13 protein-coding genes are annotated in these 13,864 nt (G+C 64.1%); 4 read left to right on the top strand and 9 right to left on the bottom strand.

Annotation, left to right across the window (positions count from 1 at the left end; genetic code table 11):
* Positions 1-28 precede the first annotated feature (28 nt).
* The 3 genes from BJ997_RS04055 (at position 29) to BJ997_RS04045 (ending at position 2,638) form a co-directional block, all read left to right on the top strand.
* Positions 29-283 (top strand): mycoredoxin, encoded by a 255-nt coding sequence (locus BJ997_RS04055; RefSeq protein WP_035835307.1) that lies wholly within the window; start codon positions 29-31, stop codon positions 281-283.
* A 142-nt stretch (positions 284-425) separates the two neighbouring features.
* Positions 426-1,241, top strand: a complete 816-nt coding sequence (locus BJ997_RS04050; protein WP_052541946.1) for an alpha/beta fold hydrolase — start codon at positions 426-428, stop codon at positions 1,239-1,241.
* The gene (locus BJ997_RS04045) at positions 1,238-2,638 is read left to right on the top strand and encodes a sensor domain-containing protein (protein WP_035835306.1); all 1,401 of its coding nucleotides are present in this window, start codon (positions 1,238-1,240) and stop codon (positions 2,636-2,638) included. Before BJ997_RS04050 ends, BJ997_RS04045 begins: the two co-directional genes overlap by 4 nt.
* 34 nt (positions 2,639-2,672) lie before the next feature.
* Here the strand turns inward: BJ997_RS04045 and BJ997_RS04040 are convergent, their stop codons facing one another.
* The 7 genes from BJ997_RS04040 to BJ997_RS04010 all read right to left on the bottom strand — a co-directional run bounded on the left by BJ997_RS04040 (position 2,673) and on the right by BJ997_RS04010 (position 10,798).
* Positions 2,673-2,897, bottom strand: a complete 225-nt coding sequence (locus BJ997_RS04040) for a hypothetical protein (RefSeq protein ID WP_035835305.1) — start codon at positions 2,895-2,897, stop codon at positions 2,673-2,675.
* 49 nt (positions 2,898-2,946) lie between these two features.
* Positions 2,947-3,975: a 6-phosphofructokinase gene (locus BJ997_RS04035; protein WP_035835304.1), complete on the bottom strand. Its 1,029-nt coding sequence runs from the start codon at positions 3,973-3,975 to the stop codon at positions 2,947-2,949.
* Between the two features lie 92 nt (positions 3,976-4,067).
* Positions 4,068-6,182, bottom strand: a complete 2,115-nt coding sequence (locus BJ997_RS04030) for a DEAD/DEAH box helicase (RefSeq protein WP_035835351.1) — start codon at positions 6,180-6,182, stop codon at positions 4,068-4,070.
* A 232-nt stretch (positions 6,183-6,414) separates the two neighbouring features.
* Positions 6,415-6,750, bottom strand: a complete 336-nt coding sequence (locus BJ997_RS04025) for a DUF6804 family protein (RefSeq protein ID WP_035835302.1) — start codon at positions 6,748-6,750, stop codon at positions 6,415-6,417.
* Positions 6,750-8,630, bottom strand: a complete 1,881-nt coding sequence (locus BJ997_RS04020; RefSeq protein ID WP_052541945.1) for a DUF2207 family protein — start codon at positions 8,628-8,630, stop codon at positions 6,750-6,752. Before BJ997_RS04020 ends, BJ997_RS04025 begins: the two co-directional genes overlap by 1 nt.
* Positions 8,631-8,678: 48 nt before the next feature.
* Entirely contained in the window at positions 8,679-9,239 is a 561-nt protein-coding gene (locus BJ997_RS04015) for a GDSL-type esterase/lipase family protein (protein WP_035835300.1), read from the bottom strand.
* Positions 9,240-9,304: 65 nt separating this feature from the next.
* The gene (locus BJ997_RS04010; RefSeq protein ID WP_035835298.1) at positions 9,305-10,798 is read right to left on the bottom strand and encodes an SDR family oxidoreductase; all 1,494 of its coding nucleotides are present in this window, start codon (positions 10,796-10,798) and stop codon (positions 9,305-9,307) included.
* A 149-nt stretch (positions 10,799-10,947) separates the two neighbouring features.
* Between BJ997_RS04010 and BJ997_RS04005 the strand changes: the two genes are divergently transcribed.
* Complete coding sequence (locus BJ997_RS04005; protein ID WP_035835296.1) at positions 10,948-11,364, top strand: SHOCT domain-containing protein; 417 nt, start codon at positions 10,948-10,950, stop codon at positions 11,362-11,364.
* Positions 11,365-11,471: 107 nt separating this feature from the next.
* Here BJ997_RS04005 and BJ997_RS04000 read toward each other — a convergent pair whose 3' ends face one another.
* Together BJ997_RS04000 and BJ997_RS03995 are read right to left on the bottom strand one after the other, a co-directional pair.
* Positions 11,472-12,335, bottom strand: a complete 864-nt coding sequence (locus BJ997_RS04000; protein ID WP_035835295.1) for an aldehyde dehydrogenase family protein — start codon at positions 12,333-12,335, stop codon at positions 11,472-11,474.
* Positions 12,332-13,861 (bottom strand): aldehyde dehydrogenase family protein, encoded by a 1,530-nt coding sequence (locus BJ997_RS03995; RefSeq protein WP_052541944.1) that lies wholly within the window; start codon positions 13,859-13,861, stop codon positions 12,332-12,334. Before BJ997_RS03995 ends, BJ997_RS04000 begins: the two co-directional genes overlap by 4 nt.
* Between the last annotated feature and the right edge of the window lie 3 nt (positions 13,862-13,864).

Genomic DNA, 13,864 nt, shown 5'->3' with positions numbered 1-13,864 from the left:
CACAGGCGCACGCGCTACGCTTCGTAGCATGGATTTTGTACCCGCTACCGGAACGATCACGATGTTTACCACGACCTGGTGCGGCTACTGCTCGCGCCTCAAGTCTCAGCTCGATCGAGTGGGCGTCGCCTATCGAGAGATCAACGTTGAAGAAGTCGAGGGCACATCCGAACTCGTGATGAGTCTGAACGGCGGAAACCGTACGGTTCCCACGATCCTCTTTCCGGACGGTTCAAGCGCCACGAACCCCTCGCTTGCTCAGGTTCAGGCAAAACTCGCCTGACCCCCATTCAGGTTACAGATAGGTGGTCCTGATACTTCCCACCAGCTCTGGCTTCACATACAGTTAAACGAAAAATAGAGAGTTCGCAGGTATCAGCGCTCTCGCGATGTGACGCAGCGATGCCGGTCGAACGGAAACAAGAATGGGCCGTCAGCAGCCGTACACAGTCGTCTCGCACCGAAACAACGTGCACGTGTCGGGAAATCCTTCCGGCCGGACGCTGATGTTCGGGCACGGTTTCGGGTGCAGCCAGGAAATGTGGCGTGGAGTCACGCAGTTACTTGCCCGCGACTACCGCATCGTCCTCTTCGATCACGTCGGCTCGGGCGGGTCGAATCTGGCCGCCTACGATCACGGAAAATACGACTCGCTGCACGGCTATGCCGCGGACATTCTCGAGATCATTGAAGACCAGGCGCTCTCGGACGTCGTCTACATCGGCCACTCTGTGGCCGCGATGATGGGGGTTCTCGCTGCGGTCCGCGACCCCGACTCGTTTGGGGCGCTTGTACTGCTGAGCCCGTCGCCGTGCTACCTGAACGATGGAGACTACCGCGGCGGTTTCGACCAGGTCGAGCTGGATGCGCTCGTCGATGCGCTGGACATGAATTATCTCGGCTGGGCGACGGCCATGGCGCCGATCATGATGGGCAACAGCGACCGTTCCGAACTCGGCGAGGAACTCACGAGCAGGTTCTGCGCCACCGACCCGGTGATCGCCCGACATTTTGCCGAGGTCGGGTTTCTTTCCGACAATCGGGAGGACCTTACGCGAGTGTCGACGCCGACACTCATCATCCAGTCCCAGGACGATCCCATCGCCCCGGTTTCGGTGGGGACGTTCGTGCACGAGCAGGTCACCGGAAGCGTGTTCGTGATCCTGCCGGTCTCGGGTCATTGCCTGAATCTTTCGTCACCGGCGGAGGTCGCCCGGGCTATCAGCGCGTATCTGGGATGACAGGAATTCTCGAGGACCTCTACGAGCACGCCCCGTGCGGTTATCTCACTACCTCGCCGGACGGCTTGGTCACGAAAGCCAATGCGACGTTCCTGGAGTGGACAGGATTCTCACTCGTCGACCTCGTCGGGCACTCTTTCGACCGTCTGCTCTCTCCCGGTAGTCAAATCTTCTACGAAACGCGATACCTGCCGATACTGCGGCTTTCCGGGTCCGTGCACGAAGTCGCTCTGACCCTGCGCTGCGCCGACGGGCGGTCGCTGCCTGTCCTGATCAACGCCACGACCAAATTCGAAGACGATGGAACCCCGCTCTTCGTGCGCACGGCACTTTTCGATGCAACCGAACGGCATGACCTGGAGCGACAACTCGTGTCCGCGCGCCGGGTCGCGGAAGCGTCCGAGGCCCGGGTGCGGGTATTGCAGGACGCCTCAGTGGCCTTCTCACCATGCACCACGGCGGAGGCCCTCGCCCACGCCCTGGCCGAGAGTGCCCGGACAGCCTTTCGCGCGGCAGGCGCGGCGGTTATGCTCACGGACGAGGCAGGGACGCTGAACGTCGTCGCCGGCACCGATCTTCTGGATCAGGTGATGCCTGCATTCGCCCCCAGGCCCTGGATTCACACCGCGCGCTCCGGGTCGATGGTCACGATCTCGAGCCTCACGGAGGCCGCGCAGCTCTACCCTGGGCTCGAAGAGACACTGCGTGCAGTGCGCCTAGAGGCCATCAGCCTGGTGCCGCTTCAGGCGGGTCCGCTCATACTCGGCGTCCTGATCTGCTTCTATGGTCGCAAGCGCGCCTTCGACGGCCCCTCGCGAGAGCTTCACGAAGCTCTTGCCCGCCAAGCGACACAAGTCCTTGAGCGGGTCAGGCTCCAGGACGAGCTTCGCCAGCTGGCCTTGTACGACCAGTTGACGGGCCTCGCCAACCGCAAGCTACTAAATTATACACTCGAGATTGCTCTCGCGTCCGCCGAACGCCGGGGTAGCACGATGGGGCTGATTTTCTTCGACCTGGACGGCTTCAAGGCTGTCAACGACCATCTCGGCCATGTCGCCGGCGATACCGTCCTCCGTGAAATCGCACAGCGCCTGCGCACTACAGTGCGGGCAGTCGATACGATCGCTCGTTTCGGCGGCGATGAATTTGTGGTGGTGTGCGAAACCGTTGACCAGGATGCTGCGCTGGGCCTCGCGCAGAGGATCCGGTCGGCCGTTAGTCGTCCGCTTGCCGAAGCCGCGTCACCCTACCCGGTCACGGCCAGCGTGGGCCTGGTTGTGTATCAGCCGACCGAAGGAGCGAAGCTAACCGCGACGGAACTTCTGCGGCTGGCCGATTCGGCGATGTACGAGTCGAAGCGCACCGGCAAAGACCGGGTGACGACCGTCGAAGTGTGATTCAGCTCGCGGTCGACTCGGGCGTTCGCCGGAGTCAGCTCACGATCATCGCGGCCAGTTCACGGATGCGCGCGTCGCTCGTGGGCACCTCGGCCTCGGCCAAACGCTGCGTCAGTCCGGCGATGACGTCATCGAGCGCCAGCCCCGTCGAATCCGCGGCAACCTGGTCGAGGATCCCCTGGCGCTTGGCGTCGAGGGTGGCGTCGAGGCTGCCGTCGAGGACGGGCTCACTCTGTTCGTTCGCTTCGTTGATGGTCATGGATGAAGTTTTGCACCGCGTTCTGAGAATTCCCACAACGTGGAGACTGCTATCCGAAGAGGACGGCTGCCTCGTCGTAGCGCGCCGGTGAAACCTTCTTGAGACCGATTGTCGCGTCCGCGATGCTGACCACCTCGATCTCCGTGCCGCGCAGCGACACCATGGATCCCCACTGCTCGGCGTAGATCGCGTCGATGGCAGCCATACCCAATCGGGTCGCGAGCACCCGGTCGTAGGCCGAAGGGGCACCGCCGCGTTGGGTGTGACCGAGCACCGTGGCGCGCGACTCGATGCCGGTGCGTTCCTCGATCAGCGGCGCGATGATTTCACTGATTCCGCCGAGACGCGGACGGTCGAACGCGTCGAGACCTTTGTGGGAGTGCGCCTGTTCCAGACCGGCAAGCAGAAACCCCTCTGAGACCACAATTACGGGCGCACGCCCGCGGTCGCGAACGTGCTCCACCCACTCGCAGATCTGCTCGATGGTCTTGGGCTGCTCCGGGATGAGAATGGCGTGCGCTCCCCCGGCCATGCCAGAGTGCAGGGCTATCCAGCCGACATGGCGGCCCATGACCTCCACGACCATGCATCGGCCATGGGATTCCGCGGTGGTGCGGAGGCGGTCGATGGCCTCTGTGGCGATCTCAACTGCCGTGTTGAAGCCGAACGAGTAGTCGGTGGCTTCCAGATCGTTGTCGATGGTTTTGGGCACGCCAACGATTTTCAGGCCAGCGTCGGTGAGTCGGTGCGCCGCCGTGAGGGTCCCTTCCCCACCGATCGCGATGACCGCGTCGATGCCTTCGGCGTCGAGGGTGCGCTGGATGTTCTCTGGGCCGCCGTTGGCGCCCTCGAACGGGTTGGTGCGCGAGGAGCCGAGAATAGTGCCGCCCTGCCTCGACAGTCCCCGCACGCTGTGGCGATCCAGTGTCATGAATTCGCCCTGCACGAGACCGCGCCAGCCATTGCGTATTCCGACGAACTCGGCATCGTGCACGCGCCCGCCCTTGAGGACGGCGCCGCGGATGACCGCGTTCAGGCCGGGGCAGTCGCCGCCGCTGGTGAGGATACCGATCTTCATGGTGCTCAATTCCTTCAAACGAACGAGAAAGTTACTGGAGCCCATTGTGGGGCCCGAGCTGCCCCGGCCCAAATCGACCGGGGCGGAGCGAGCTAGAGCAGACCGTCGAGCGCCTGCGTGAGCAGATAGACCAGGGCACTGGCCTGGACGGAATCTGCCGAGGTGTCTTCTTCCTGCGATCCGTCGAGCGCCCGGGCTGCGAGACCCTGCTTGCTGCCGATCAGATCGGCGATACGGGCGTCAATCGTGTGCGCCGCGATGATGCGCCACGCCGTCACGGGTTCGTCCTGCCCGATGCGGTGAACGCGGTCGATTGCCTGAGTCTGCTCGGCTGCGGTCCAGCTGAGCTCCGCGAGCACCACGTTGGATGCGGCCTGCAGGTTGACCCCGACTCCCGCCGCGGTGAGCGAGCAGACGGCGATGGCGACATCCGGGTCGTTATTGAACGAGTCGATAGCGGCCTGTCGCGCGACCGCGGATTGGTCACCCCTCAGGGACACTGTGCGCAGCTCGCGCTTGGCGAAGAGATCCTCGGCAGCGTCCATCACGTCGATGTGCTTCGCGAAGAAGACGACCTTGCCCACCGATCGAGCGAGCTGGGCGGCGTAATCGGCCGCCAGGCCGGCCTTGGCCTGACCAATCTTTCGCACCATGGTGAATACATTCTCACCTGTCGTCTGTCCCTTGGAATCCTCGAGCTCGGCGTGGGCCACAGCGCGGATGTAGGACTCGCGCTGGGCATCGTCGGGCTTGACCGGTCCCGACCCGGAATGACGGGCGGCAACGAGAGCGTTGTACCGCACCACCAGACGTGCACCCAGCTCGCGTTCGGCCTTCTGGATGGAACGACCGAGGTCGTCGTCCAACTCAACGGGCAGGTCGGCGATCCGCTTCGCCGGCAGGTCCGCAGCCACGTCGACCTTGCGGCGACGAACGATTCCCATGTCGATGACGGCGGCACGCGCTTCCTTGTAGAAGCCGGGGTCCGCCGGGGTAAGGCCGGTCTCTTCGAGACGCTGAAGCAGTGCAGGAGCCGGTTTGTCACCGTCGATCCACCCCAGGAACTGCCAAATCGCCCGAAAGTCATCGACGTCGTTGATGAGGGGGGTTCCGGTGAGGGCCATCAGCAGAGGGTTGCCGCCTGGGGTGCGGCGCCTGATCTGCTCGGCGAGAGAGAGCACGTGTTTGGAACGCTGCGACTGAAGGTTCTTGATGAAGTGCGCCTCGTCGACGACCATGCCCTTGAATCCGAGGGTTCCGAGCCAGGCCAGATGGCGGTCGAGAACGTCGTAGTTGACGACCACTACGTCGGCGAAGGCGTCAAGCGTGTCGCCGTCCCCGTGAATCACCGTTGCCCGGCGGTTGGGAGTCCAGAGTTCCACCTCGCGGGCCCAGTTCATCTTGACCACGTTGGGAACAATGGCCAGGAGCGGATAGGCGTTCGCGACGGATGCCGCCAGCAGGCTTTGCGCCGTCTTACCGAGCCCGGGCTCGTCGGCCAGCAGATAGCTCCGGTGGCCGAGGCGCGCGCTTTCCACAAATCGGGCCTGGTGACGCATCAATTCCATGCCATGGGGCGACAGCCGGTCAAGACCCGGAGCCTCGGGCATGTCCATACTCGCGGCCTGTCCGCCCGAGCCGTATTCAAAGGATTTGAACAATGGACCGAGCAACTCCCAGTTGGCCAGCCGCCGCGGGCGGGCGACGGGCTGCGCCTGAGCGGCACTGAAATCGGGGGCCAAGAACGGGTTGGCGAGCTGTCGGGCCCTTACCGAGGCCGGTACGACCTGGTTAAGCGGAACCTCGGGCGGGACTTCTGGCTCCCGGGTGATGATGAGTTCGTCGGGGCTGAGCTCCGCTCCGGATTCAAGGAGCCAGTCCCGGCGAAAACGCTGGGCCACAGTGGACACGCCCGCATCGGGCTCGAGGAGGGTGATCAGGCTCGTATCCCGTGCTGCTGTTTTGGCCAGAATCTGGGCGATACCGTCGAGGCGCTTGAGCAGTTCAGCGCGGTTGGCATCCGTCTGGTCGGCGTCAGCCTTGACCCGTGCCCGTTCTTCACGCATGAGGAGCGCGATGACCTGGTACTTGGTGCGATTGGTCGGACCGAGCTTCGTGCCGGTCTGGGCCTTGGCTTCGACCTCACGTACCTTGCGGGCCAGGATGGGGATGATGGGAGCGTCGTCGTCACGGGACCGCGGACGCATTCGTCGCCCGGCGCTGCCTCGGTTGTTCGAACCGTCGGTGCGGGTATAAGCCATTGTTCTCCACTTCACAGCCGCGCGGCACAGGGCGCCACGCTCACGTGTTACGGCATCTACAGACGCCGTCGATCACTCCACCGAACCCGGCAGCACCGAACGTTCACAGCGCCTCATGTTCACAGCACAGAAACCAGGTTCTCCAAGCGGCACCAGTCTACGCCCACAAAGCCCGACCTCAGGCGTGCTGCACCGGCACCTTTGTTCGGATGCCCGCAAAGATGAAGATGAGAGCCGCGATGTATTGGGCGGACGCCCAGCCCTGACCTTCGAGCGGAATGACGGCGATCGGGTTCCACAACACTGCTATCGGAACAAGACCCAGCAGCCACCACCACGATTTCGCCTGAATGACGAAGACCGAAATGATGAGGGCCAGAATGCTGACGGCATAGCGGATGATGATGTACCCCTCGCCATCGAGCAGAGCCAAACCGGCGAGAAGCACGATCGCCCCGAGCAGGCCGGGGGCGAGTGCGGCGCGGGTGAATGTGGGAGCGGCAGGAGTGCCCATCAGACGCCCCCTCCCCCGCCGCCGCCGCCTCCGCCGCCCGAGGAACCGCCCCCTCCGGATCCTGAGCTGCCGGAACTCGCGGCGCTGCCGGACCATGACGCCGTCGTGGTCGCGGCGAACCCGCTGACCGCGCTCGCGAAGTACAGGGCGCTGAAGGCGTTCGTTCCCACATACCAGTCGGGCTGGGTTCCAGCCTGTTCGTAGTAGTGGCCGAGCACACCCGACCACTCCTTCTCCTGGCCGAACAGCACCGCGAGCGGAAGTACCCGCTCAGAGACCTTGACCACCTGAACGGGATCGGCGTCCGGTCGGCCGCCTGCTTCCTGTCGGTACGGGGAGCGAAGCGCGCCCCCTGGGCTCTGCAGTACGCGCAGTCGGTCGGCTTCCGCCAGGCCTATGTACAATTTGACACCTTTCAGATAATCACGAAGTTCTGCGCCACTCTCGGTGAGTGGTCGAAAATTGCCGACGAAGGCGAACGTTGCCACGCTCGCCAGCACGGCGACGCCGATGATGAGCGCGGGCCAGAATCCGCCGACCACCGTGATCATGGCGCCGAGCGCACCGACGAGGGCCAGTATCGCACTCACGACCGCGGCCAAGAGAAACCACACACGCAGTCCGGTGTCTTTCGCTTCGCGCAGGCCGGCGGCCAGGGAGGCCTTGCGCGCGGCGGGGATTTCCTTCTGAAGCGCCGTGGTCAGCGAGGTGCTCTTCTTCTTCAAGTCCCGGCGTTCACCCGGTTGCAGCGTGGGGAACAGCGTGCCGAGGATGCGCAGTTCAGTCTCATCGACGCGATTGCTGTGCCGGAACTCGAGCAGGTAATGCGTCTTCTTGTCGGTCGCTTCCAGGATGCGGACGTTTCCACGCACCGCGAAGCTGACGAACTGTGCGGCCGTGGCCTTGGCACTGAGGCCCGTGACCTCGCCAGAGGTCAGCAGATTGATGCCCTTCGGGGGCAGATACTCGGCGATGAGGGTGGGACGCCCCTGTGCGCTCCGCCAGCGCGTCACTCGCGCAGCCCCCGCGAGGGCTGCGACCAGAATGGCCGCGAGGGCCCCGGCCAGGCCGAGGCTCGGCAAGGCGTTGGCGGTGAAGGAGTCATCGCGGGGAACGAAGGTGCCGGGTTCGAAAACGACGACGACGGTGAGGTTTTCAGCGGGCACGAGTTGGCCGGCAGCCGCGTCGACACGCCACCCGTCGTCATCCGCTGCCGAATCAAGCACCTCGCAGGGCGCGCTCGAGCCCTCCGGCCCCTGGTAGCACGCCTCCTGCCCCGTCAGCCGGTCCACGAGATCGGGCTCCACGAACACTGACGCGGTCACGTCGGCAAAAGGCTGTTCCCACCCCGTTCCGTTAACGTCCCAGTAGAACTGTTCGGTGTCCGCGTTATCCGGATACAGCGTCACATTGGATTGCTCAAAGGTGATGACATAGGTCTGGGCACCGTGCACGTATTCCGACGCCGCGATCGTGACGTGGATGAAATTACCGTCCTCACTCACGGTCTCCGTCTCAAAGCTGCGCGGAGAACCGTTCTCGTCCGTGACACTCACGATTGAGACGTCGGTCGGGTGCCCTTGGTAATCTGTGGGAATTGCACGGAGAATTCCGCGATTCTGATCGATGTCTGGGAACCGCGCCGTGATGGTCTCGACGGTTGTGAGGCTTGAGCGCCCGTCTCCATCCAGCCCGAGGGTGAAGTCGGAATGCCACGAGTCGAAGGTGAAATCACCGGTGCCGCTCGCCAGCGCGGACGGAACGGCCGGCGCAACCTTCTCGGGCACGCTGGCGTAGGCGGCGGCACCGGTGACGCTGAGGCACACAAACAGCAGGGCACCGAGGGTGGCAGCGAGGTAGCGGCGCAGCAATCGAGGCATGTCCCCAGACTACCCGCGGCCGCGCCAGCGCGGTCGTCAGGCAGTCGTTCAGGCGTGCTGAATAGGAATGGACGTCGTGATCGGTGGCCGCTCAAACAGCAGCTCGAGGCCCGCCCGAAGCTCGCCGAGCCAGATCTGGTAGCCCTCGTTTGTCAAGTGGAGATGATCCTCCGACAGGTTCGAGTTGATTTCACCGTCGGGCTGTGCCAACGCGGGCCAGAGATCGAGATACTGTGCGTGCTGTGTCGGCGCATACTGGCGAATGTGGCGATTGATCGAGCGGATGGTCTCGGCGAATTCGCGATCGCGCGGGAAGACGGATTGAACGAGGAGCCGGGTTCCGGGCAGGGCCTTGCGTAGGCGGTAAAGAATGGTTTCCAGGTTGCGCACGACGTACTCGTCTGACTTGCGCCACCCCAAATCGTTGGTGCCGACGTGAATGACGATGGCATCCGGTGCGAGCCCGACGACGGACTCGAGTGCTGTGATGACCTCATCCGTTGTGTTGCCACTCACTCCGAGATTGGTGACCTCGTACTCGGGTATCCACTCGGTCCATTGGCCTCCCGCGATGAGGCCGTCGCCCAAGAACACGACAGATACTGACATCGGGCCTCCTTTGCGCTCACGGTCTGGCCTCCCTGTGCACAGAGGGCCATGCTCTTCCGATCATCCTAGGCGGGAGCGAGCGAGACGTCGAGGCTTTCCGCCGCCGCCGTCGCCGTGATTCGAGTGGCCATGCCGTCGAAGATAATGCTGTGGAACGGCAGGATCGCCGCCCAGTACAGGCGCCCACCCAGACCGCGGGGAAAGAACACGGCGCGCTGGCGATAGACGGCCCCGCCGTCCTCGGTGGGCATGACCGTCATCTCCAGCCAAGCCTTTCCGGGTAATCGCATCTCGGCCCGCAGGCGCAGAAAACTGCCATGATCGATGCTTTCCACTCGCCAGAAGTCGAGCACCTCCCCCGCATGCAGATGGTCGGGGTTGCGGCGCCCTCGACGAAGACCAACGCCGCCGACGAGCTTGTCCATGAGTCCTCGTACGGCCCAGGCCAACGGGAAGGAATACCAGCCGTTTTCTCCGCCGATGCTCTCGATCACCCGCCAGAGCGCTTCCGGCGCGGCGGTGGTGGTCTTCTCCCGCAGGTCGGTGTACACCACGTGGCCGGCCCAGTCCGGGTCGCTCGGCAGGGGGTTGCTCGATGCTCCCTCGATGGAGGAATTGCGCCAGCTCGTTTCAACGTCTCCATCTCGCATCCGCCCCAGGGCGAGCCGAACTGCCCTTCGGTAGCTCGTGAGGCCACCGGGCGGCTGCGGAATGTACTCGTCTATGTCGTGCTCAGCGGCCACACAGTCGTATTGCAGCGACGCGATGATGGGGATGGCGAGGTTGCGCGGTATCGGCGTGACGAGATTGACCCATTGAGAGGCCAGCCAGGGTGTGAGCACAGGCAGCGCCGCGATGGCGCGCTGGTGCAGCCCTGCCTCGAGGGCGTAGCCGTTCATCATCTGCCCGTACCGCAACACATCGGGACCACCGATATCGAAGGTGCGGTTGACGTCGGACGGAAGCTCGGCGGCCTCAACCAGGTAATAGAGCACGTCGCGCACCGCGATGGGCTGGATCTTGTTGCGCACCCACTTGGGCGCGGGCATGTAGGGCAGAACGTCGGTGAGGTGGCGGATCATCTCGAACGAGGTGGATCCGGAACCAATCACGACTCCCGCCTGGAAAGCCACGGTGGGGATGCCAGAACCGAGGAGGATACGGCCGACCTCCATGCGGGAGCGCAGATGAGCAGAGAGAGAGTCGGTGTCGGGGTGCAGCCCACCGAGGTAGACGATACGCGACACGTGAGCGGATGCGGCGGCGGCGGCCGCGTTTTCGGCCGCGAGGTGCTCTGCCTTCTCAAAATCCCCGGCCGCCCCCATGGAGTGCACGAGGTAATACAGCACGTCGATGCCCTCGCAGGCAGCCTCAAGGGAGGAGAGATTGGCAAGGTCGCCCTGTACGATCTCGACCTGGTCTGCCCAAGGCACGTCACGGAGTTTTAGGGGCGTGCGCACGATGACGCGAACCTCGTAGCCGGCTTCGAGGAGTTTGGGCACCAAACGACCACCGATGTAGCCGGTGGCACCCGTAACGAGGACTCTGCGCGATGTCATGCGATGAGCATAGGACCCAAAACTGCAAGCCGACACAATGCGCAAGCAAAGATTCAGCAAATCAGGCGTGATCGGGGTACAGTCGTCGGCGATCGAGGTCCGCACCGCTCGGTTCGAGACCACAACATCGATTTCGAGAGGTTATTGTCATGGACATCCTGGGAAGTTTCTGGAATTTCATTTCGTTCCTGTTCTGGTCGTTTGTCTTCGTCGCCTATCTGATTGTTTTGTTTTCCGTGGCGGCCGACATCTTCAGGGACCACAAGTTGAATGGCTGGTTGAAGGCGCTCTGGCTAATCTTCCTGATCTTCGTGCCCTTCCTCACCGTTCTGATCTACGTGATTGCGAGGGGCAACGGCATGGCGGAGCGCCAGGTTCAGAGCGCCACTCAGAATCGGGAAATGACGGACAACTACATCCGCACTGTCGCCACCACGTCCTCTCCCAGCCAGGAGATCACGCAGGCCAAGCAACTGCTTGATGCAGGCACGATCACGCAGAGCGAGTTCGCTGCCATCAAGGCCAAGGCCATGGGCACGCAGTACTCGAGCCGCGACACGGCCTGACATGCTCCGGGCCCATCAAACGGGCCGTCCGACCTAGCAGTCGAACGGCCCGTTTGGTGCGCCGCGTCGGCGGATTCGGCGAGCAGGTCCGCGGCGCTGAACAGGCTCTATAGCAGCGCTTTGGTGTGCCAGACAGTTTTGATCTCGGTGAAGGCCACAACACGGGCCAGGGCGGGGGAAGCGGCATCCACGCCCGATTCCGGCGGGAGAACTCGCTTGAGAGTCTCCGCCGCCGCAATCTGCAGGTCGACCCACTCCAGCTCTCCGGCACCGACGAGATCGAGGGCATTCACGTCGGAGTGGCTCGCGAGCCAGGGTGCTATTTCCGCGGGCGAACCGGTGAGGATGTTGACCACACCGCCCGGGACGTCACTCGTGGCGAGCACCTCGCTGAGGCTGATCGCCGAGAGCGGCGAGGCTTCGTGAGCGACAACGACCACGGTATTTCCCGCGACCAGGGCCGGCGCGATGGCGCTGATCAGGCCGAGCAGGGACCCGTGCGTCTGAGGCGCGATGATCGCCACGACGCCGGTTGGTTCCGGCACCGAAATGTTGAAGAACGGACCAGACACCGCGTTTGCGTTGCCGGCGACCTGCACGTACTTGTCCGCCCAACCTGCGTACCACACCCACCGGTCGATGGCCTCGTCGACCTGCGCGGCCGCCGCGGGGGCACTGACGCCTTCGGACTGGATGATCTCGTCGATGAACTGCACGCGGCGCCCCTCCAGGAGTTCCGCGATGCGGTACAGCACCTGGCCACGGTTGTACCCGGTGGCACCCGACCAGCCGGCCAGGGCGGAGCGGGCGGCCACAACAGCATCGCGGGCGTCCTTGCGACTGGCCTGGGCGGCGTTGGCGAGGAATTCCCCCTTGTGGTTCGTCACGTCGTAGACCCGTCCGGATTCGCTGCGCGGAAATTTTCCACCGATGTAGAGCTTGTAGGTCTTGGGTATGGCGAGGCGGGTCACTTGGTGGCCTTCTTTCCGGCAGCGGGCTTCTTGTTTGCAGCCACGGCGGGCGCGGCGGATCCGGCCAGCGCCGCGCGCGCGGACGGGCGGGAGGACGGCTTGAGGTAGGCGGCCAGGCCGTGACGGCCGCCCTCCCGGCCATAGCCGGACTCTTTGAAGCCGCCGAACGGGCTGGCAGGGTCGAACTGGTTGAACGTGTTCGCCCAGATCACTCCGGCACGCAGCTTGTCGGCGACGGCGAGAATTCGGCTCCCCTTGTCGCTCCAGATTCCGGCCGACAGGCCGTGAGGCGTGTTGTTGGCCTTGGCAATCGCCTCGGCCGGCGTGCGGAACGTGAGCACCGACAGCACGGGGCCGAAGACCTCGTCGCGGGCGATGCGGTGGCTCGTCGACACGTTGGTGAAGATTGTGGGCGCGAACCAGAAGCCGTTCTCAGGAATGGCGCAGTCGGGGCTCCACCGCTCGGCACCCTCCTGCTCACCGATGTCGGACAGCTCGCGGATGCGAGCGAGCTGCTCGGCACTGTTGATGGCGCCGATGTCGGTGTTCTTGTCGAGCGGGTCGCCGAGGCGCAGCGTCTGAAGGCGTGTCTTGAGCCGGTCGATGACCTCGTCGTGGATGCTCTCCTGTACGAGGAGACGGCTTCCGGCGCAGCACACGTGCCCCTGGTTGAAGAACACGCCACGGATAATCCCCTCGACGGCCTGATCGATGGGGGCATCGTCGAAAACGATGTTCGCTCCCTTGCCGCCGAGCTCGAGGGTGAGCTTCTTGTCGGTGCCGGCCAGCGACCGGGCGATGGCCCTGCCGACCGCGGTCGACCCTGTGAAGGCGACCTTGTTGACGTCAGGGTGGTTCACGAGGGCCTGGCCCGTGTCCCCCGCTCCCGTAATGATGTTGACGACACCGGCGGGCAGGTCGGCCTGTTGCAGGATCTCGGCGAACAACATTGCCGTGAGCGACGTGGTTTCGGCAGGCTTGAGCACCACGGTGTTGCCTGCAGCGAGGGCCGGTGCGATCTTCCACGCGAGCATGAGCAGGGGAAAGTTCCACGGGATCACCTGGGCGGCGACTCCGAGTGCCGCGGGGTTCGGTCCGACTCCGGCGTGATCGAGTTTGTCGGCCCAGCCGGCGTAGTAGAAGAACCAGGCGGCGACGAGGGGCACGTCGACATCGCGGCTTTCCTTGATCGGCTTGCCGTTGTCCAGACTCTCCGCTACGGCGAGTTCTCGGGCGCGCTCCTGCACGAGGCGAGCGATGCGGAAGAGGTACTTGCCACGGTCGCTGCCGGAGAGGCGCGACCAGGTACGGTCATACGCGCGGCGCGCGGCGGCAACGGCAAGGTCGACATCCGCTGCATTGGCCGAGGAGATCATGGCGATCTGCTTTTCGGTGGCTGGCGAAATCGTCTGGAACGGGGTGCCGCGTCCGGGTGTGAAGTCCCCATCGATGAAGAGACCGTAGTCGCTCTTCAGGTTGAGGAGTGCCGTGGATTCCGGTGCGGGGGCGTAGTTGAGAAAGCTCATCGG

The sequence above is a fragment of the Cryobacterium roopkundense genome (assembly GCF_014200405.1).
Classification (GTDB): Bacteria; Actinomycetota; Actinomycetes; order Actinomycetales; family Microbacteriaceae; genus Cryobacterium; species Cryobacterium roopkundense.
The sequence above is the reverse complement of the archived record's forward strand: the minus strand, read 5'-3'. Positions and strand labels throughout refer to the sequence as shown.

Bases quoted from the DNA above. Each gene is read 5' to 3' on its own strand.
- BJ997_RS04055 (WP_035835307.1), top strand. From the start codon at position 29: ATGGATTTTGTACCCGCTACCGGAACGATCACGATGTTTACCACGACC.
- BJ997_RS04050 (WP_052541946.1), top strand. From the start codon at position 426: ATGGGCCGTCAGCAGCCGTACACAGTCGTCTCGCACCGAAACAACGTG.
- BJ997_RS04045 (WP_035835306.1), top strand. From the start codon at position 1,238: ATGACAGGAATTCTCGAGGACCTCTACGAGCACGCCCCGTGCGGTTAT.
- BJ997_RS04040 (WP_035835305.1), bottom strand. From the start codon at position 2,897: ATGACCATCAACGAAGCGAACGAACAGAGTGAGCCCGTCCTCGACGGC.
- BJ997_RS04035 (WP_035835304.1), bottom strand. From the start codon at position 3,975: ATGAAGATCGGTATCCTCACCAGCGGCGGCGACTGCCCCGGCCTGAAC.
- BJ997_RS04030 (WP_035835351.1), bottom strand. From the start codon at position 6,182: ATGCGTCCGCGGTCCCGTGACGACGACGCTCCCATCATCCCCATCCTG.
- BJ997_RS04025 (WP_035835302.1), bottom strand. From the start codon at position 6,750: ATGGGCACTCCTGCCGCTCCCACATTCACCCGCGCCGCACTCGCCCCC.
- BJ997_RS04020 (WP_052541945.1), bottom strand. From the start codon at position 8,630: ATGCCTCGATTGCTGCGCCGCTACCTCGCTGCCACCCTCGGTGCCCTG.
- BJ997_RS04015 (WP_035835300.1), bottom strand. From the start codon at position 9,239: ATGTCAGTATCTGTCGTGTTCTTGGGCGACGGCCTCATCGCGGGAGGC.
- BJ997_RS04010 (WP_035835298.1), bottom strand. From the start codon at position 10,798: ATGACATCGCGCAGAGTCCTCGTTACGGGTGCCACCGGCTACATCGGT.
- BJ997_RS04005 (WP_035835296.1), top strand. From the start codon at position 10,948: ATGGACATCCTGGGAAGTTTCTGGAATTTCATTTCGTTCCTGTTCTGG.
- BJ997_RS03995 (WP_052541944.1), bottom strand. From the start codon at position 13,861: ATGAGCTTTCTCAACTACGCCCCCGCACCGGAATCCACGGCACTCCTC.